The 18,045-nt window shown below is 53.3% G+C and carries 15 protein-coding genes and 3 tRNA genes; 13 read left to right on the top strand and 5 right to left on the bottom strand.

The genetic code is table 11. The features are described 5' to 3' along the window. Nucleotides 1-19: 19 nt before the first annotated feature. On the bottom strand, nucleotides 20-937 hold the full coding sequence (locus ACFFLD_RS18145; RefSeq protein ID WP_386042921.1) for a DMT family transporter: 918 nt from the start codon (nucleotides 935-937) through the stop codon (nucleotides 20-22). Nucleotides 938-1,099: 162 nt separating this feature from the next. Between ACFFLD_RS18145 and ACFFLD_RS18140 the strand changes: the two genes are divergently transcribed. The 5 genes from ACFFLD_RS18140 (at nucleotide 1,100) to ACFFLD_RS18120 (ending at nucleotide 9,583) form a co-directional block, all read left to right on the top strand. Further along, nucleotides 1,100-3,121: an FAD-dependent oxidoreductase gene (locus ACFFLD_RS18140; protein WP_386042920.1), complete on the top strand. Its 2,022-nt coding sequence runs from the start codon at nucleotides 1,100-1,102 to the stop codon at nucleotides 3,119-3,121. A 166-nt stretch (nucleotides 3,122-3,287) separates the two neighbouring features. Further along, complete coding sequence (locus ACFFLD_RS18135; protein WP_386042919.1) at nucleotides 3,288-4,334, top strand: threonine aldolase family protein; 1,047 nt, start codon at nucleotides 3,288-3,290, stop codon at nucleotides 4,332-4,334. Nucleotides 4,335-4,735: 401 nt separating this feature from the next. Continuing rightward, nucleotides 4,736-6,658 carry a PrkA family serine protein kinase gene (locus ACFFLD_RS18130; RefSeq protein ID WP_386042918.1) on the top strand — a complete coding sequence of 641 codons (1,923 nt, stop codon included), beginning with the start codon at nucleotides 4,736-4,738 and terminating at the stop codon, nucleotides 6,656-6,658. A gap of 48 nt (nucleotides 6,659-6,706) precedes the next feature. Then, nucleotides 6,707-7,993: a YeaH/YhbH family protein gene (locus ACFFLD_RS18125; RefSeq protein ID WP_386042917.1), complete on the top strand. Its 1,287-nt coding sequence runs from the start codon at nucleotides 6,707-6,709 to the stop codon at nucleotides 7,991-7,993. 24 nt (nucleotides 7,994-8,017) lie between these two features. Continuing rightward, nucleotides 8,018-9,583 (top strand): SpoVR family protein, encoded by a 1,566-nt coding sequence (locus ACFFLD_RS18120; protein WP_386042916.1) that lies wholly within the window; start codon nucleotides 8,018-8,020, stop codon nucleotides 9,581-9,583. Between the two features lie 58 nt (nucleotides 9,584-9,641). Here ACFFLD_RS18120 and ACFFLD_RS18115 read toward each other — a convergent pair whose 3' ends face one another. Further along, nucleotides 9,642-9,956 carry a high-potential iron-sulfur protein gene (locus ACFFLD_RS18115; protein WP_386042915.1) on the bottom strand — a complete coding sequence of 105 codons (315 nt, stop codon included), beginning with the start codon at nucleotides 9,954-9,956 and terminating at the stop codon, nucleotides 9,642-9,644. 306 nt (nucleotides 9,957-10,262) lie between these two features. Here ACFFLD_RS18115 and ACFFLD_RS18110 point away from each other — a divergent pair, with 306 nt between their 5' ends. Together ACFFLD_RS18110 and ACFFLD_RS18105 are read left to right on the top strand one after the other, a co-directional pair. Beyond that, nucleotides 10,263-10,538, top strand: a complete 276-nt coding sequence (locus ACFFLD_RS18110; RefSeq protein ID WP_386042914.1) for an Lrp/AsnC family transcriptional regulator — start codon at nucleotides 10,263-10,265, stop codon at nucleotides 10,536-10,538. A gap of 129 nt (nucleotides 10,539-10,667) precedes the next feature. Continuing rightward, a complete protein-coding gene (locus ACFFLD_RS18105; RefSeq protein WP_386042913.1) occupies nucleotides 10,668-11,528 on the top strand; it encodes a DNA/RNA non-specific endonuclease in 861 nt (286 codons plus the stop codon). Nucleotides 11,529-11,700: 172 nt separating this feature from the next. Here the strand turns inward: ACFFLD_RS18105 and ACFFLD_RS18100 are convergent. The 3 genes from ACFFLD_RS18100 to ACFFLD_RS18090 all read right to left on the bottom strand — a co-directional run bounded on the left by ACFFLD_RS18100 (nucleotide 11,701) and on the right by ACFFLD_RS18090 (nucleotide 12,142). Further along, nucleotides 11,701-11,787: transfer RNA gene (locus ACFFLD_RS18100), tRNA-Leu, on the bottom strand. 34 nt (nucleotides 11,788-11,821) lie between these two features. Then, a tRNA-Leu gene (locus ACFFLD_RS18095) sits at nucleotides 11,822-11,908 on the bottom strand. Nucleotides 11,909-12,055: 147 nt separating this feature from the next. Next, nucleotides 12,056-12,142, bottom strand: a tRNA-Leu gene (locus ACFFLD_RS18090). Nucleotides 12,143-12,391: 249 nt separating this feature from the next. On the opposite strand from ACFFLD_RS18090, the gene rnr reads away from it, so the two are divergent. The 6 genes from rnr to rplI all read left to right on the top strand — a co-directional run bounded on the left by rnr (nucleotide 12,392) and on the right by rplI (nucleotide 17,758). Continuing rightward, nucleotides 12,392-14,800 (top strand): ribonuclease R, encoded by a 2,409-nt coding sequence (rnr, locus tag ACFFLD_RS18085; RefSeq protein WP_386042912.1) that lies wholly within the window; start codon nucleotides 12,392-12,394, stop codon nucleotides 14,798-14,800. A 2-nt stretch (nucleotides 14,801-14,802) separates the two neighbouring features. Then, a complete protein-coding gene (gene rlmB, locus ACFFLD_RS18080) occupies nucleotides 14,803-15,588 on the top strand; it encodes a 23S rRNA (guanosine(2251)-2'-O)-methyltransferase RlmB (protein WP_386042911.1) in 786 nt (261 codons plus the stop codon). A gap of 208 nt (nucleotides 15,589-15,796) precedes the next feature. Then, nucleotides 15,797-16,171, top strand: coding sequence for a 30S ribosomal protein S6 (rpsF, locus tag ACFFLD_RS18075; RefSeq protein WP_386042910.1), 375 nt, complete (start codon nucleotides 15,797-15,799; stop codon nucleotides 16,169-16,171). Between the two features lie 33 nt (nucleotides 16,172-16,204). Continuing rightward, the gene (gene rpsR, locus ACFFLD_RS18070; RefSeq protein ID WP_008958980.1) at nucleotides 16,205-16,432 is read left to right on the top strand and encodes a 30S ribosomal protein S18; all 228 of its coding nucleotides are present in this window, start codon (nucleotides 16,205-16,207) and stop codon (nucleotides 16,430-16,432) included. Nucleotides 16,433-16,444: 12 nt separating this feature from the next. Beyond that, nucleotides 16,445-17,296 (top strand): hypothetical protein, encoded by an 852-nt coding sequence (locus tag ACFFLD_RS18065; RefSeq protein WP_386042994.1) that lies wholly within the window; start codon nucleotides 16,445-16,447, stop codon nucleotides 17,294-17,296. 15 nt (nucleotides 17,297-17,311) lie between these two features. Further along, nucleotides 17,312-17,758, top strand: a complete 447-nt coding sequence (gene rplI, locus ACFFLD_RS18060; RefSeq protein ID WP_386042909.1) for a 50S ribosomal protein L9 — start codon at nucleotides 17,312-17,314, stop codon at nucleotides 17,756-17,758. The last annotated feature ends 287 nt before the right edge of the window (nucleotides 17,759-18,045 follow it).

Here is an 18,045-nt window from a genome sequence, read left to right as displayed (position 1 = left end):
GAAGTAAACGACCATCCTATCATTGTTGGGCGTTACTCGGCTTATCTGGGGTTATGCTGCGCGTCAACGGACGTGTGAGCGTTTGCGCCATGATGACACCCGCAAGAATCAGCAGCCCACCCGCCACGTGGAATCCGGCTACGTGTTCACCCAAAAAGGCCATTGCTATCAAGGCACTGAACAGCGGCATTAGGTTGATAAAGATGCTGGATTGGTTGGCGCCGATTTGACGTACCGCGCGCATCCACAAAAAGGTGGTGATAATGGAGGCCGGAATGCCAGCATATAGAATCAGCCAAATATTTTGACCGTTGACGGGCGTCATGGGCCCCATGAGGTAAGGGGGTAGCAAAATTAGTACCGCAAAGCAGACTTGCGCATAAAGCATGACCCAGGGCGGTAAGTTCATTGCCCAGCGTTTAAGCATCACGCCATAAAGCGCGTAACAGGTAGCGGCCACCACCATCAGCGCATCACCAAAGGCAACCTGAAGCTGTAGTAGTGAGAGCGGGTTGCCACGGCCCAATAATACGGTGACCCCGATAAAGGCAAGCATGCCACCCACAACGCCGCCTAATGTGGGAGGTTCCCGCAGAATGAGTGCGCTGAGCAGTACCGTTAATAGCGGCACCATCGCGGCAAGTATGCCCATATTAGTAGCGCTAGTCGTCTCGGCGGCCACATAGGCAAGCCCCTGCCATAGACCCATGCCGAGTAAACCCAGCAGGGCAAGCCGAGGCCACTGACGACGAATCTCATCGCGGTGGCGTAACGCTGCAGGCAATACAAACGGTGTCATCACGGCGAGGGCTAACAACCAGCGTAGAAATGCAATACTGCTGGGGGCAATGGCGCTGACGCTGAGCTGATTAATGGTCATATTGCCCGACCAAATGAGCACGGTAGCCAGCGGCGGTAAAAAATACATCAAGGGCATAACAGCGGTTCCTTATCGTTAGTCGGTTAATGTGACGTGGATTTGCGCGCCGGGCAAGCGGCTGGAATAAGATTGAGGCTATACGTGGTGCTCAGGATGTCATACGCTTGTTTGAATTTATATTTACACTGCTACTAATAATGAATAGTAAGGAGACCTGTGATGGCTCATGCGCCTGTCTATCCGCATCTTTTCCAACCGTTGACCATTGGCCATCTAACGCTACCTAACCGTGTTTTGATGGGCTCAATGCATACCAATCTAGAAGAAGCCCCTAACGGTTTTGCGCGTTTGGCGGCGTTTTATGCTGAGCGCGCGCGCGAGGGGGTGAGTCTTATCGTGACAGGGGGAATCGCCCCCAATGCTGAAGGGGCAGTATTCCAGGGGGCCAATGCGCTGACTAGCGATGCGCAACTATCTGACCATCGGCAGGTGGTGGATGCGGTGCATGCCGAGGGCGGTCATCTCTGCATGCAGATTCTTCATGCGGGTCGCTACGCTTACTCGCCAGACTTGGTCGCGCCTTCTGCCATTCAAGCACCGATCAATCCGTTTATGCCTCGAGCGTTGGGCGGCGATGAGGTCGAGCAACAAATCGTCGACTATGTGCGCTGTGCTCGCCTGGCGCAGCGGGCTGGTTATGATGGCGTAGAGGTCATGGGTTCCGAAGGTTATTTGATTAACCAGTTTATCTGTCAGCGTACCAATCAGCGCGATGATGAATGGGGCGGTGCGTTTGAGAATCGCATGCGCTTCGCCGTCGAAATCGTTCGGCGTATACGTGAGGCCGTTGGTGAGCGCTTCGTGATTATCTTTAGGCTCTCGATGATTGATCTGGTGGAAGAAGGCAGCACCTGGGAAGAGGTGGTGACGCTGGGTCAAGCGATTGAAGCCGCTGGTGCCAACGTGATTAATACCGGTATCGGCTGGCACGAGGCGCGTGTACCGACCATCGTCACCAGCGTCCCCCGCGCGGCCTTTACCGAAGTGACCCGACGTATAAAATCGGCGCTATCGATCCCCTTGATCACCACTAACCGTATTAACATGCCTGAAGTGGCCGAGCGGGTGCTGGCGGCTGGTCACGCTGATATGGTCTCCATGGCGCGCCCATTTTTGGCCGACCCTGCCTGGGTTCGCAAGGCCGAGCAGGGCATGGCGGATGAGATCAATACCTGTATTGCGTGTAACCAGGCCTGCCTGGATCACACCTTTGCTGGCAAGCTAACCTCTTGCTTGGTCAATCCACGTGCCTGTCATGAGACAGAACTCACTATTGAACCCGCCAGAGCACCCAAGAACATCGCGGTGGTGGGCGGCGGCCCGGCTGGGTTAGCTACTGCGGTGACCGCGGCGAGCCGTGGACATCAGGTGGTGCTTTTTGAGCAGCGCGACGAGCTGGGTGGACAATTTAACTATGCGCGTAAGATTCCTGGCAAAGAAGAGTTTAACGAAACCCTGCGCTATTACCGGGTTATGCTGGAGAAATATGCAGTAGACGTGCGTTTGAACACCGCGGCAAGCGCAGAAAACCTTGTTAACTTCGATGAGGTCGTCATGGCCACGGGCGTTCAGCCTCGCGAACTAAGCCTGCCGGGCCACCACCATCACTCTGTGTTGAGCTATGCCGAGGCGATTGAGCAGCCTGAGCGCGTAGGGCGTAAAGTGGCAGTGATTGGCGCGGGAGGCATTGGGTTTGATGTCTCTGAACTTCTATCGCACCAGGGGCACCCTGCCTTGGATATTGCGGATTGGTGCGATGAATGGGGGGTCGATCTCGCCGTGGGTGAGCGGGGCGGTTTAAAAACGCCTGTGCCACCTGAGATCCCCCGTGAGATCGTGATGCTGCAGCGTAAAACGTCCAAGCCGGGTAAATACTTAGGTAAAACCACTGGCTGGGTTCACCGGGCATCACTCAAGCAGCGTGGTGTGAACACGTTGACGGGGTGCGAGTACCTCAAGATCGACGATGAGGGGCTACACATTCGTCGTGAAGGTGTCGACCAGCTATTGGCGGTAGACAGCGTGGTGGTGTGTGCTGGGCAGGAGTCGGTGCGTGATCTGCTGGCGCCGCTGGAGCAGGCTGGAGTAGCGGTACATATCATTGGCGGTGCTGATGAAGCCAGCGAGCTGGACGCCAAACGAGCCATTGATCAGGGCACCCGATTAGCCGCACGGCTATAACCCCATGGCGCGCTTGATAAGCAAGTTCTAAAAAGCGCGGATGACGTTCACCCTTAAATGGCGATAGACTGAAAGACCAGCCTGGTTGTTAACCGTAACCAGGTTTTGAAGGTGCTGGTGGCACCCAGCCAGCACCGTAAGTTGGCCAGATATAAGGATAATTGTCATGACATCGGTGTGTAGTCCGCGTTTTTTAGCCAGTGATAACACCTCGGGTATTTGCCCCGAGGCGATGGAATATTTGCTTGAAGCCAACCGCTGCGATGACTTGGCCTACGGTAATGATCTCTGGACGGCCCGCGCAGCAGACCGCTTTCGCGAGATGTTCGACTATGACTGCGATGTCTTTTTCGTATTCAATGGCACCGCCGCTAATTCTCTGGCGCTTTCGGCGATGGGACGCAGCTATCACAGCGTTATTTGTCATGAGCTGGCGCATATTGAAACAGATGAGTGTGGGGGGCCTGAGTTCTTCTCCAATGGTGCAAAACTGCTTACCTCGCCAGGCGCGAATGGCAAGTTGACACCTGAGGGTATTGAATCGCTGGTTACCAAGCGCAGCGATATACATTATCCCAAGCCGAAAGTGGTATCGCTGACGCAAGCGACCGAAGTGGGCACCTTGTACTCGCGCGAAGAGCTACTGGCTATCCGCGCGATTGCTGACAAGCATGACCTGCGACTGCACATGGATGGCGCCCGCTTTGCCAACGCTTGCGCTAGTTTAAACGCGTCGCCGGCAGAATTGACCTGGCAGGTAGGCGTTGATGCGCTGTGTTTCTCGGGCACCAAAAACGGCCTGGCGTTTGGCGAAGCGATCCTGTTTTTTAACCGTGAGCTAGCTGAAGATTTTTCTTACCGCTGCAAGCAGGCAGGTCAATTGGCGTCCAAGATGCGTTTTGTATCAGCGCCTTGGCTTGGCTTGCTGGAAAGTGGCGCGTGGCTAACCAATGCAGAGCACGCTAATGCCATGGCACGCTATCTATCGGAAGGACTTCAGGCGCTGCCCGGCGTCTCGCTGATGTTTCCTACCCAGGCCAACAGCGTTTTCGTTGAATTGCCTCCCGAGGCGATCGAAGCGTTGAAAGCCAAAGGCTGGAATTTTTATACCTTTATTGGTGCCGGTGGGGCGCGGTTTGTGTGTGCCTGGAACACCACCGTTGAATTACTCGACGAATTATTAGCTGATATTCGCTCGGTGATTGCTCGCTAAACACCTGCGTTAGAGTCCCTTCAGCATATGGTTATTGTAGGTTGATGCATGAGCCACGCTATGGCTTAGATCCTGGCGTGGCTTTTCTTTCTGTTCTTTGCTTATGCTCGGTATCGCGCTTTACATGGTGATAACAGTGGCGTATCCCTTACTGCATCGCTCACCAATGCAACGCATTTCAAGCGCTCTTCTTTCAACGAAACGTGGCGTGGTCCTTTTCCGTTCGCGCAACTAATCTCCTGAAAAAATCTCTTACCCATATCGCCGCTGCGTTGAAGTGTTTAGTCATCACTTTTTGCTAATGCTGACTACGCTAAAGAAAGCGATACCTCGTTTGGCAGACCGTTGCGAAACATGTGGCTTGGCGGTGACTGCCTGGGGATGGGCCATAGGAGAACTCCATGAGCATATTTGATCACGTTCAAGACCGATTCGCCCGCGTTCAGCAAGAAGACATGAGCCTTGAGGAATACTTGGCGCTTTGCCGCCGTGACCCTAAGGTTTACGCCAGCGCCGCCGAACGCATGCTTGAGGCTATAGGCGAGCCTGAGGTTATCGATACGGCGAAAGACCCACGCCTTTCACGTATTTTTTCCAATAAAGTGATTCGCCGCTATCCTGCCTTTGCCGAGTTCCACGGTATGGAAGACGCCATTGAGCAAATCGTGGCGTATTTTCGTCACGCTGCCCAGGGCTTGGAAGAGCGCAAACAGATCCTTTATTTACTTGGCCCTGTGGGCGGCGGTAAGTCGTCGCTGGCAGAGCGTCTTAAGCTGTTGATGGAACGCATTCCCTTTTATGCCATTAAGGGATCACCCGTTTACGAGTCGCCACTAGGGCTATTCTCGCCTGAAGAGGACGGCGAGCTGCTGGAGAAAGAGTACGGCGTCCCTCAGCGTTACTTGCGCAGCGTGATGTCCCCCTGGGCGGCCAAACGGTTAAAAGAGTACGGCGGCGATATCTCTCAGTTCCGCGTGGTGCGTTTATATCCATCACGCTTGAATCAAATCGCCATTTCCAAGACCGAACCGGGGGATGAAAATAACCAGGATATTTCGTCACTGGTAGGTAAAGTTGATATCCGTCAACTGGAGCTTTACTCCCAGGATGATCCGGATGCTTACAGCTTCTCAGGTGGCTTGTGCCGTGCCAACCAGGGGCTAATGGAGTTTGTGGAAATGTTCAAGGCGCCGATCAAGGTGCTGCATCCACTGCTCACGGCAACACAGGAGGGCAACTACAACCCTACCGAAGGCATGGGGGCGATTCCCTTTGATGGGGTGATTCTGGCTCACTCCAACGAGTCTGAATGGCAGGCGTTTCGTAATAACCGCAATAATGAGGCATTCCTTGATCGGGTCTATATCGTCAAGGTTCCTTACTGCCTGCGGGTCACCGAAGAGATCAATATCTATCAGAAACTGCTAGAGGACTCGTCCCTCAACGCGGCTCCTTGTGCACCCGATACGTTGCGCATGCTCGCGCAGTTCTCGGTGCTGTCACGGTTAAAAGCGCCGGAAAATTCTAATATTTACTCCAAGATGCGCGTGTACGATGGTGAGAACCTGAAAGACACCGACCCACGAGCCAAGTCGATTCAGGAGTATCGCGACGCGGCGGGTGTCGACGAGGGAATGCAGGGGCTCTCCACCCGTTTCGCGTTCAAGATTCTTTCCAAAGTGTTCAACTTTGACAGTACCGAGGTGGCCGCCAACCCGGTACACCTACTCTATGTGTTAGAGCAGGCGCTGGAGCGCGAACAGCTACCGTCGGAAGTGTTTGAGCGCTACCTGGGCTTTATCAAAGAGTATATGGCGCCTCGCTACGTCGACTTTATCGGTAAGGAAATTCAAACCGCTTACCTGGAGTCCTACAGTGAATATGGTCAGAACATCTTTGACCGTTATGTGACGTACGCGGATTTCTGGATTCAGGATCAAGAGTACCGTGATCATGAAACCGGTGAGTTGCTCAATCGCCAGTCGCTCAATGAGGAGCTTGAAAAGATCGAAAAACCGGCGGGTATCTCCAATCCCAAGGATTTCCGCCACGAAGTGGTCAACTTTGTCCTGCGCGCGCGGGCGCAGAACAACGGCATGAATCCAAGCTGGCAATCCTACGAGAAGCTCAAGGGCGTTATCGAGCACAAGATGTTCGCCAATACTGAGGAGCTGTTGCCGGTCATCTCGTTCAACGCCAAGGCGTCCCGCTCTGACCAGAAAAAACACGAAGACTTTGTGGCACGGATGGTTGAGCGCGGCTACACCGAGAAACAGGTGCGGTTATTGTCTGAATGGTATTTGCGGGTAAGAAAGTCTCAGTAGCCGATACCATGTCAGCGTGCGTTTAAGACTAGAACGCCAGGAGGTCGTATGACCTACTTTATTGATCGCAGGCCGAATGCGAAACATAAAAGTGCAGTAAATCGTCAGCGCTTTTTGGAGCGCTACCGTAAGCATATTAAGCGCTCTGTAGAAGAGTCTGTTAATCGCCGTTCGATTACCGACATGGAGCGTGGAGAGAAAATCTCCATACCGGCAAAGGATATTTCGGAACCGGTCTTTCAGCATGGTCCTGGCGGGGCGCGTCATATCGTTTCGCCGGGCAACAAGGAGTTCGTTGCAGGGGACAAGATCCGTCGCCCGGGCGGCCAGGGAGGCAGCGATGGTGCGGGCGAAGGGGGCGCTTCTAACCAGGGTGAAGGGAACGATGAATTTGCCTTCACGCTTAGTCGGGAAGAGTTTCTTGAGTTCGTATTTGATGGCTTGGAGCTTCCCCACCTGCAGCGCAAGCCATTGAAGTCAATGGAAGAGGTTAAGATGGTGCGGGCGGGGCTTTCGCGCGATGGGGTGCCTTCGCGCATTAGTATCACGCGCTCCATGCGTGAAGCCTACGCCCGTCGTATTGCCATGCGCGCGCCTATCAAGCGGGCGCTCAAAGAGGCACAGGAGGCCCTCGACGCTGAAGAGCGTAAAGACTCCGTACTGCGTAACCCTACGCGTATCAGTGAGCTTAAAGCCGATATTGATCGTCTGGAAAAACGCATTGCGGGCGTGCCCTTTATTGATACCTACGACCTGCGCTATCACCAGTTGAGTGCCCAACCGCAGCCTTCAAGCCAGGCAGTGATGTTTTGTGTCATGGATGTGTCAGGCTCGATGACCCAAAACCACAAAGACATCGCAAAGCGCTTTTTCCTACTGCTGTATCTCTTCTTGGAGAAGCACTACGAGAAAGTCGAGCTGGTCTTTGTGCGCCACCATACTGCCGCGCGGGAAGTGAGCGAGGAGGAGTTTTTTTACTCCCGTGAAACCGGTGGCACCATCGTGTCCAGTGCGTTGAATTTGGTGCAGAAGATTATCGAAAAGCGCTATCCCGCTGGGCAGTGGAATTTGTACGTTGCCCAAGCCTCCGATGGCGATAACTGGGACGATGACTCGAACATCTGCCGCGACCTGCTGGTGAAGCAGCTAATGCCCCAGTTGCAATACTATGCTTATGTGGAGATTACGCCTCACGATCATCAGTCGCTGTGGCATGAGTATGAAAGTGTGGTGGCAGAGTTTCCCGAGCGCTTTGCGATGCGGCAAATTGTAGAGGCGGGCGATATTTATCCGGTCTTTCGTGAACTGTTCAAGCGTCGCTTAAGCCAGTCGTAATGACTGCGTCAACAGGAGTGGGCTATGAGTGCAACCCGCAAACGCAAGCCGATGGCAACCGGCTCCGATTGGAATTTCAGTCTGCTCGAGCGCTTTGACGCTGAACTTGCCAGACTCGCCGATGAGTACCGGCTGGACACGTATCCAAACCAGATAGAAGTGATCACCACCGAACAGATGATGGATGCCTACGCCAGCGTGGGGATGCCGGTTGGCTATCACCATTGGTCGTTTGGTAAGCAGTTCCTGGCGGTCGAGCAGGCTTATAAGCGTGGCCAGATGGGCCTGGCCTACGAGCTAGTGATTAATTCAGATCCTTGTATTGCCTATTTGATGGAGGAGAACACGTTAATGATGCAGGTGCTGGTCATGGCGCACGCCTGCTATGGTCACAACTCCTTTTTTAAAGGCAACTATCTGTTCCGCACCTGGACGGATGCCTCTTCCATTATCGATTATCTAGTCTTTGCCCGGCAGTATATTGCCCAATGTGAAGAGCGCCATGGCGTTCAAGCCGTTGAGCAGTTATTAGACGCGTGTCATGCGTTGCAAAATTATGGCGTGGATCGTTATAAGCGTCCTTCGCCGATCTCTGCCGAGGAGGAAGCCAAGCGCCAGGATGAACGAGAAGCCTACCTGCAAACGCAGGTAAACATGCTATGGAGCACCATTCCTGAGGCGCCTGCTGGCGATCGGGCGTTGGCGGATAGCCAAGTGAGAGACGATGACCCGCTGGGGTTGCACAGTGGTGGCAAATACCCCCCGGAACCCCAGGAAAACCTGCTTTACTTCATTGAAAAAAATGCCCCGTTACTGGCGCCTTGGCAGCGTGAGATCGTGCGGATTGTGCGTAAGCTGGCGCAGTATTTTTATCCTCAGCGCCAAACCCAGGTCATGAATGAAGGCTGGGCCTGCTTTTGGCATTACACGTTAATGAACCGTCTCTACGATGACGGCAAGGTGGATGAAGGGTTGATGCTGGAGTTTTTGCAGTCGCACGCAGCAGTAATTAACCAGCCCGCTTTTGACAGCCCACACTTCAGTGGGATTAATCCTTATGCTCTGGGCTTCGCGATCTTTATGGATATTAAGCGCCTCTGCGAAGCGCCTACCGATGAAGACCGGGCGTGGTTTCCTGATATTGCAGGCACACCGTGGCGTGAAACGCTGGAATTTGCGATGCGTAACTTTAAAGACGAGTCATTTATCCTGCAGTTCTTATCGCCGAAGGTAATGCGCGACCACAAACTGTTTCTAGTGGTGGATGATGATCAGGTGGAAACACTTGAAGTGGCGGCGATTCACAACGAACAGGGCTATCGTCAGGTACGCGAAGCACTTGCTACGCAATATGCACTGTCGGTGCGTGAACCGAACATTCAGGTTGTTGAAGCCGCTATTCGTGGTGATCGCTCGTTGACGCTTCATCATGTGCAGGATAGCCGCCGCCCACTGGGTCGTAGTGTCTATCCCGTGATTCGTCACCTGCAGCAGCTATGGGGATTCCCCGTTCGGTTAGCGTCGCTGGAAGAGGGGAGGGTGATGCGGCGCTATGAATGGCCGGTGGCGGATGAAAAGGCATCCTCTTGAAAACAGCTACCCCGCCGATAGGAGGCGGGGTAGTGACGTGCTAGTAATGACTAAATGATTAGGCTTTTGCCGTCCAGGACTGGCACCATCCCCCCGGCGCTACACTGTTTCCAGGAAACAGCTGGCAACCTTCTGTTTGAGCATTAAAGAACATGCAATTACTGCAGAGTTCGCCCTCTTCATACGCTGGGTGATCGCTTGCCTCACTGGCGTCTTCTACGTAATTAAGCGCCTGCGCAGTGCTGGAAGAAGTATCAACACGAGGAAGTTCCTGAGCAAAAGCGGTCTTCGATAGAATGCCTACACCCAGCGGAAAGGCGGCTAGTCCTAGCACGCTATTACGCATGAAATCACGACGGCTTTTATTAGCCATGGTTTCTCTCCTTATTCGTCACGGTCTGACGTTGGAACACGGTGGTCGGGTGGTTATCCACCTCTTTAAGCCCCGATAGAACCTATAGGTCGGAGTAGCTAACTGCATTTTATTACACTACATACCTACTACATGCTAGCGGATGTACAAAGGTTGTGCGATCAGCTAATTCAGGATGGCGACAATTAGTCACGTTGGTGCGAGATGCTGCGTTGTCATGCTGGTCGCTGTTATACTTTGCCCCACTTTCGCACTACTTGGTTGTTGTTATTTTTTGTTTTTTACTTTCACCCTATGAGGCGCGCCATGCAAAACGCAGTGATTTTAATCAATACCGATAAAGGTCAGGTCAAGGCGGTGGCTGAACGGCTGGCTGATGTCGAGGGGATCAGTGAAGTTTACTCTACTTGTGGCCGTTACGATCTGGTCGCTATCGCCCGCACTCGCGACTTTGAAACGCTAGCCGAGCTGGTAACTGAACGCTTGAATGCCGTTGAGGGAATCAGCGACACCGAAACGCTCAATGCCATGCAGGTGCATTCCCGCCACGACCTGGAAACGATGTTTTCACTAGGCTGGTAGCTCAACATTATACGTAAGCGTTGCAGCATTGAGTATTAAAAACATTAGTATTAAAAACAGTAAGTATTAAAAACAGTAAGTGTTAAAAAATGAAAAGCGCTCGTAAGTGCTGAACAAGGGGTAAGTGGGGTGGGAACATCGCTTTCGAGCTTGCGTCGTCAAGGGCGACGCTTGGGTATTGCCGTGCTGTTCGTGGTGGCCGGCGGCGGACTTTGGGAGTTTCAGGAACGTCAGCATCAAGACGCGTATACGTGGATGGGGGTACCCACTTGGGAAACGTTTAGCCCTACTACCATGCATCGTGTGTTACGTAATGATGGCTATTTAGTGGGCTGGTCCGATATACGGGTGAACCCGCTATGGGTGAGTTATCAGGTTGAAGCGGTAGGCGATTCACAGATAGGTTCAAGGCCCAATTTTCAGGCTGATTGGCGCACGTTATGGCCGGTCAGCGCCGACAGCTATTCAGGCAGTGGCTATGATCGTGGTCATTTGGCGCCTAACTATGCTATCGCTGCCGTGCATGGGCGTAGCGCGCAGGTGGATACGTTCTTAATGAGCAACATGTCGCCACAGCGGCCCGAGCTTAACCGACAGCTCTGGCAGCGTTTAGAAGCGGCGGTAATGGATCACTTTGCGCCACGATTTGAACGTTTACAGATTATCACTGGCCCTATTTATCCAGAACGCTTTATGGATAACGTGTTTAATCGGGTAGGCTTTGTTGAGGTGCCGGAAGCATTTTATAAGATTATTGTCGCTCCTCATAATGACGCGCCGTTAGCGCTTGCGTTTATCATGCCGCAAGACGTCAATGGCAATGAACCGCTCGATGATTACCTAGTCACCATCAATGAGATTGAGGCGCGTACCGGGCTTAATTTCTTTCCTGACTTAGCCGTCGATATTGCGTCTGTTTTAGAAGGGGAGCTGCGTTTACAAGGGTGGGCGCTTGACGAAGTCGCTAAAAAGCCAGGCCGCTATCAATAGAATGATGTTGATGTTCAACAGCAGGGACTTAGCAAGGCAACGGACTTAGCAAGGAAGCTTAGAAAGACAACGCACGCTCAGAAAGTTAGCAAGGATGCTTGGAAAGACAGTTTAATAAGGAGAGCTAAACGGGAAGGGGGTTACGATGATGCGGACTGGCCCATGTAATTCATGGTGCCCAGGAGAGGACTTGAACCTCCACGTCCATACGGACACTAGCACCTGAAGCTAGCGCGTCTACCAATTCCGCCACCTGGGCGCATCATTTCAATCATTTATCGTTTGTGCTCGTATGGTGCCCAGGAGAGGACTTGAACCTCCACGTCCATACAGACACTAGCACCTGAAGCTAGCGCGTCTACCAATTCCGCCACCTGGGCGAACACAAACTTAATGCTGTTACTTAACGTTAAACATATCTGACAACAGGGTTATTTACACTGTCATGCTTAACAGTAACGTACTTTTACACCTTGCTGCTTACATACCTTCGACCATGCAATACTGATCGTAAGTATAAAACAGATTGGTGCCCAGAAGAGGACTTGAACCTCCACGTCCATACGGACACTAGCACCTGAAGCTAGCGCGTCTACCAATTCCGCCATCTGGGCAAGTGGCGCGTATAATACCGGGGTGATGGTTAAATGCAAGACCTCTTACTCGCTTTTTATAGTGCAAATTGTATAAACAACGTCTAAGACGGTTGGGTGATTGAACATGCAGCGCTATACTGCGGCCATGACTAAACAAAACGCTATCCATTTCAGTCCCTCAAGCGCTGAAATATATTCTCCGCAACGCACTGCGTTTGCGCTTTTTTTATGCCTCTCGCAAACGACGCCATCAAGGATGTTGATCGCATGAAGTATTGGACATTAAGTGATGATCCGCACGCCGAGCGCGAGGCGCATAAATATGGTAATCCAGCGCCGAGCCGTGAGTATTTGCTGGCGGCTTTAGAGGCCTATGGCAAACCCATCACTCATGAAAACATGAGCCGTATGCTGGGGCTTGAAGACGAAGATCTTATTGAAGCCGTTCGGCGCCGCTTGGCAGCAATGGAACGTGATGGCCAAGTGCTGCGTGACCGTCGCGGCGCCTATGCGCTGATCGATAAGCTAGACTTGGTAAAGGGCAGTGTGCTTGGACATCGCGATGGCTTCGGGTTTCTACTCCGCGATGATGGCAAAAAACCGGATTTGGTACTGCCGCCGCGGCAAATGCGGCGAGTTTTTCATGGTGATCATGTGCTGGCACGCATCAGCGGAAGCGACCGGCGCGGTCGTGATGAGGCCACCATCGTTGAGGTTATTGCCCGCAACACGCAAACGATTGTTGGCGTTTATCGCAGCAATACGCCTGAATTCGGCATCCTCATCCCGGAAAATCCACGTATCACTCAAGAAGTGATCATTCCGCACAGCGCCTGCGCTGGTGCTAAAGATGGCCAAGTTATTTCGGCCAAGATAGTTCAGCAGCCCGCCACTCGTGTGCAGCCGGTGGGTGAAGTGATTGAAGTGTTGGGTGAGCGCATGGACCCTGGCATGGAAATCGATATTGCCATTCGCAGTTATGATATCCCTGCCGAATTCCCGCCAGAAGTGCTTGATCAGATTTCGGGTATTTCTGCCGAAGTGCTGGAAGAAGATAAGCAGCACCGCGTTGATTTGCGAGACGTACCGCTGGTGACTATCGATGATGAGTCCGCGAAGGACTTTGACGATGCGGTGTGTGCTTGGAAAACCAAGTCAGGCAGTTGGAAGCTGTTGGTCGCTATCGCCGATGTTTCTCACTACGTGCGCCCAGGCACGCCGTTGGATGACGAAGGCCGTACTCGGGGTAATTCGGTTTACTTCCCCGGCCAGGTTATCCCGATGTTACCTGAGCTGCTGTCGAACGGTCTCTGTTCACTAAACCCGCATGTGGATCGCTTGGTACTGGTTTGCGAGATGAATATCTCCAAAACCGGTGCGATCAGCCGTTATCGTTTCTATGAAGCGGTAATGAACTCCCATGCTCGCCTTACCTATAACAAGGTGGCCGCGATTCTCGATGAGGAGAGCGAAGAGGGACCGGCACTGCGTGAAGAGCACCGCGAGCTGGTGAAGCCGCTGAAGCAGCTGGAAGAGCTCTATCACTTGCTGCGCGAAGCACGGGCAGAGCGCGGCGCGATCGATTTTGATACCACCGAGACGGCGATCATCTTTAACGATGAACGTAAAATCGAAAAAATCGTTCCGCGTAGCCGTAATAATGCGCATAAATTGATTGAAGAATGCATGCTGGCCGCCAATGTGGCGACGGCTCGCTTTCTGGATAAGCATGATCTGCCCGCGCTATACCGCATTCATGAGCGGCCTACGCCTGAGCGGCTGGATAAACTGCGCCTGTTTTTGAATGAATTGGGCCTCTCGGTGGGTGGCGGTGATATGCCGACCCCACAGGATTATCAGGCGCTGCGCGAAGCGATCGTGGATCGCCCGGATGCGGATATCATCCAAACGGTGATGTTGCGGTCGATGAATCAGGCAGTCTATTCGCCGCAGAACGAAGGTCACTTTGGTCTCGCCTATCAGGCTTACGCCCACTTTACCTCGCCGATTCGTCGCTATCCTGACCTGTTGGTGCACCGTGCGATTCGCTCGGTCATCCGCGGTCCGCGCCAAACCAATACCGTGTTGCGTGTTGAGGGTGCGCCGGTCGAGCCACCAAGCAAGTGGTGCCCATATACCTTCGAGCAGATGCTTGAGTTGGGCGAGCACTGCTCAATGACCGAGCGGCGTGCCGATGAAGCCACGCGCGACGTCGAAAGCTGGCTGAAATGTGAATTTATGTCCGACAAGCTAGGGGAGTCCTTCGACGGCACGATTGCCTCGGTTACCCAGTTTGGTCTGTTTGTGCGTCTAGATGATTTCTATGTGGAAGGGCTGGTGCATGTCACCTCGCTGCCGTCTGACTACTACCACTACGAAGCAGAGAAGCATCGTTTGAAAGGCGAGCGGACGGGCGCTACCTATCGTTTGGGCGATGGCCTAACCGTTCAGGTGGCGCGGGTTGATATGGATGATCGTAAAATCGATTTTGGCCTGGGTGATGAAAAGCCGCGCCCACGCCGTCAGCCACGCAAGAGTCGTGGGGGAGAGCAGAATTCTGGTGCTAACGCCGGTGGTGCTAAACCCAAGTCATCCAACAGCGAGAAGCCCGCTACGCGTCGCGGCCCGCGACGTACGCGTAATGGCCCCCGCAAACCATCACCTAATAAGGGCTGAGCATGAAACCGGCGTCGTCTCGACGGGGGATTAAGACTCCTAATGGATTGGATCAAGTATACGGCGTCCACGCCCTGCAAAGCCTGCTGGATAGAGGCGAAGCCCCCAAAGAGCTTTGGGTGCAGCAAGGGGCGGGGAGTCGTTTAAAAGAACTCGTCGGCCAAGCGCAGGCTCGGGGTGCCCGAGTCAGCGAGCAACCCCGTGACTTGCTTGACCAATTGACGCAAGGAGCCGCCCATCAAGGTGTGGTGGCTTTTTGTCCGCCTTTAACGCCAGAAGGCGAGGAGTCACTATGGTTAAAGCTGCGCGCTTGGCCGTCCTCGACGCCGCCGCTTCTGCTCATTCTTGACGGCGTTACTGACGTGCATAATTTTGGTGCTTGTTTACGTAGCGCGGACGCCGCTGGCGCTCATGGGGTGATTGTTGCTAAAGATAAAGCAGCGCCTCTCAATGCCACGGTACGCAAAGTGGCCTGCGGTGCAGCGGAGGTGGTGCCTGTTTATCAGGTGACCAATTTGGCCCGCACCTTGGCCAAGCTGAAAGATGCCGGTGTATGGATCACAGGTACCGCTGGCGAAGCTGACGCCAGTGTATTTGAGATCGATATGACCGGCCCAACGGCGTTGGTGATGGGGGCAGAAGGCAAGGGGTTGCGACGCTTGACCCGCGAAGCCTGCGATAATCTCGCCAAGTTGCCGATGGCTGGCGAGGTGGCTAGTCTTAATGTATCGGTCGCGACCGGTATCTGCCTATTTGAAGCGGTCCGTCAACGTCACCTTGCAAGTTAACCTCTGTACCACTAAGATACACGCGCCCGTTTGTCTGCAAGCGGGCGTTAGCTGTTGTTGAAATACTGTTGTTCAAATACAGTTATTGAATACAGTTCTGTTTGATGCTCCGTGACGGGGCACTTCAGTTAACTCCTTGCTTCCCTGTCGTCGATGGTTGCGTTTAGCCGCCACACACAAGGAAGCTGTCAAACCGCAAGGAGATCCCATGCGTCATTACGAAATCGTGTTTATGGTCCACCCGGATCAAAGCGAGCAAGTGCCAGCGATGGTCGAGCGCTACACCACCATCGTTACTGAAAATAGCGGTACCGTGCATCGCCTGGAAGATTGGGGCCGTCGTCATTTGGCTTACCCGATCAACAAGATCCACAAAGCCCACTACGTGCTGATGAACGTCGAATGTACCGGCGAGACTCTCGAAGAAATCGAGAACATCTTCCGTTTCAACGACGCCATCATTCGCAGCTTGGTTGTTCGCTGCAAAGAAGCCGTTACTGAGGCTTCCCCAATGATGAAACCGGCAGAAGAAAAACGTCCGCGTCGCGAAGAAAAACCGCGCGCTGAAGAAGAAACTGCCTGATTTTATTCACTGCACGTTTTAAGGAGCTAGTCCATGGCACGTTTTTTCCGTCGCCGTAAGTTTTGCCGCTTCACCGCTGAAGGCATCAAGCAGATCGACTATAAAGATCTGGACACGCTGAAGGCCTACATCACCGAAACCGGCAAGATCGTTCCAAGCCGTATTACCGGCACCAAAGCACGCTATCAGCGTCAGTTGGCGACTGCTATCAAGCGCTCGCGTTATCTGGCACTGCTGCCCTATTCCGATAGCCACCAGTAAGCGTTTAACGTGATGCTGGCACTAGCCCGATGGCTAATGCGGGGCACGCCTTACGCCGCAGGCGGGGCGGCCCTAGCCGCAATAGTGCCTTGGCTGTTCTGGTTAGGAGCAGCCATTGCCGCGTTAGTGACGCTGCGTAACGGCTTCGTGCCTGCGCTACCGGTCATTATCGCCGCAGCAATACCGTCTGGCTGGTGGTGGGCCCAGGGTGACGTGATTCCGCTTGCTAGCGTGCTGCTGGTCTCGCTGATGGCCGTTATTCTGCGCGAGAGGATGCGCTGGGGTGAAACCTTGATTGTGGGGACTCTGGTCACCGCAGTGATGGTTCAACTAGGTATCTTCAGTCCGCCAGGTGGTACGGAATTGATGCTTGAGCAGCTGCGTGAAAGTTCAGATGAAGTGAATCGCATGCTCACGGAATTTGCCAATCAGGGTTACGATACTCAAACCATTGCCGCACTTGTGGTGGGCGGAGTTACCGGACTGGTTGTGCTGTTGGCCGCCATTGTGTGTTTGGCCCTTGCGCGTAGCTGGCAAGCTGGGTTGTATAACCCAGGAGGCTTCCGCGAAGAGTTTCACGCATTGCGTTTGACCCCAAAAGAGCTGGCTATTTTGTTTGCTATTGGGGTGATAGGCATGTTGCTAGGCGCTCATGCGCTAGCCATGCTCGGCTGGGTTCCGCTATTGGTAGCTGGCGTTGCGTTAGTCCACGGGTTTATTGGATTAAAGGGGATGAACGGGCTGTGGCTGGCCGCATTTTATGTGCTGCTAATCACGACCTGGCCCACGATTCTCATTGTGCTGCTGTTGGGGCTGATCGATACATTTGCGAACGTTCGCGCACGCCTTGCCCGCAGCAACTGACAAGAGGTTTACGAGATGGAAGTCATTCTGCTCGACAACATTGGTAAGCTGGGCGGCCTGGGTGACAAAGTCACTGTCAAGCCTGGTTATGGTCGTAACTACTTAGTGCCTTACGGCCTAGCCGTACCGGCCACTAAAGATAATATCGAAGCGTTCGAAACGCAGCGTGCTGAACTCGAAGCGCAAGCCGCTGAGCGTAAAGCAGAGGCTGAAGCCCGTGCTGAGCAGCTAAACGACATCGAACTGTCGTTGGTTTCCAAAGCGGGTGATGAAGGCAAGCTGTTTGGTTCTATCGGTCCGCGTGATCTGGCCGACGCGATTTCCTCTGCTGGAATCGACGTTGCCAAGAGCGAAGTCCGTATGCCGCAAGGCCCGATTCGCCAAACGGGTGAATATGACATCGCGCTTCACTTGCACGCTGAAGTGGATGCCGTTGTTCGCGTAGTGGTTGTCGCAGAGTAATATTTTGCGCTAACACGAACGCCTCAAAAGGCGCGGGTTTTCCCGCGCCTTTTGTTATTTCTGCAGTCCTGAATTTGTTGGGCAAGATGCACCTTAGGCCTGGCGGGTTAACGGCCTTAACGTCAATAGTTGTCTTAAAGCATAGAATGGACTGAAAACAGGTAATGTCTAAAAGTGCAGAGTAATGATCGCTCCGCTTTTTTAAACACTATCTTGATGCCCCCATATTGTCGGTAGTCGTATGCCGCGGCTGCGGCTAAGATACTCCCCTTTACTGACGACGCTGT

Origin of the sequence: Vreelandella sulfidaeris (genome assembly GCF_042429665.1) — a bacterium.
Classification (GTDB): Bacteria; Pseudomonadota; Gammaproteobacteria; order Pseudomonadales; family Halomonadaceae; genus Vreelandella.
Note: the sequence above shows the minus strand (reverse complement) of the source record. Positions and strands in the feature narration are given on the sequence as shown.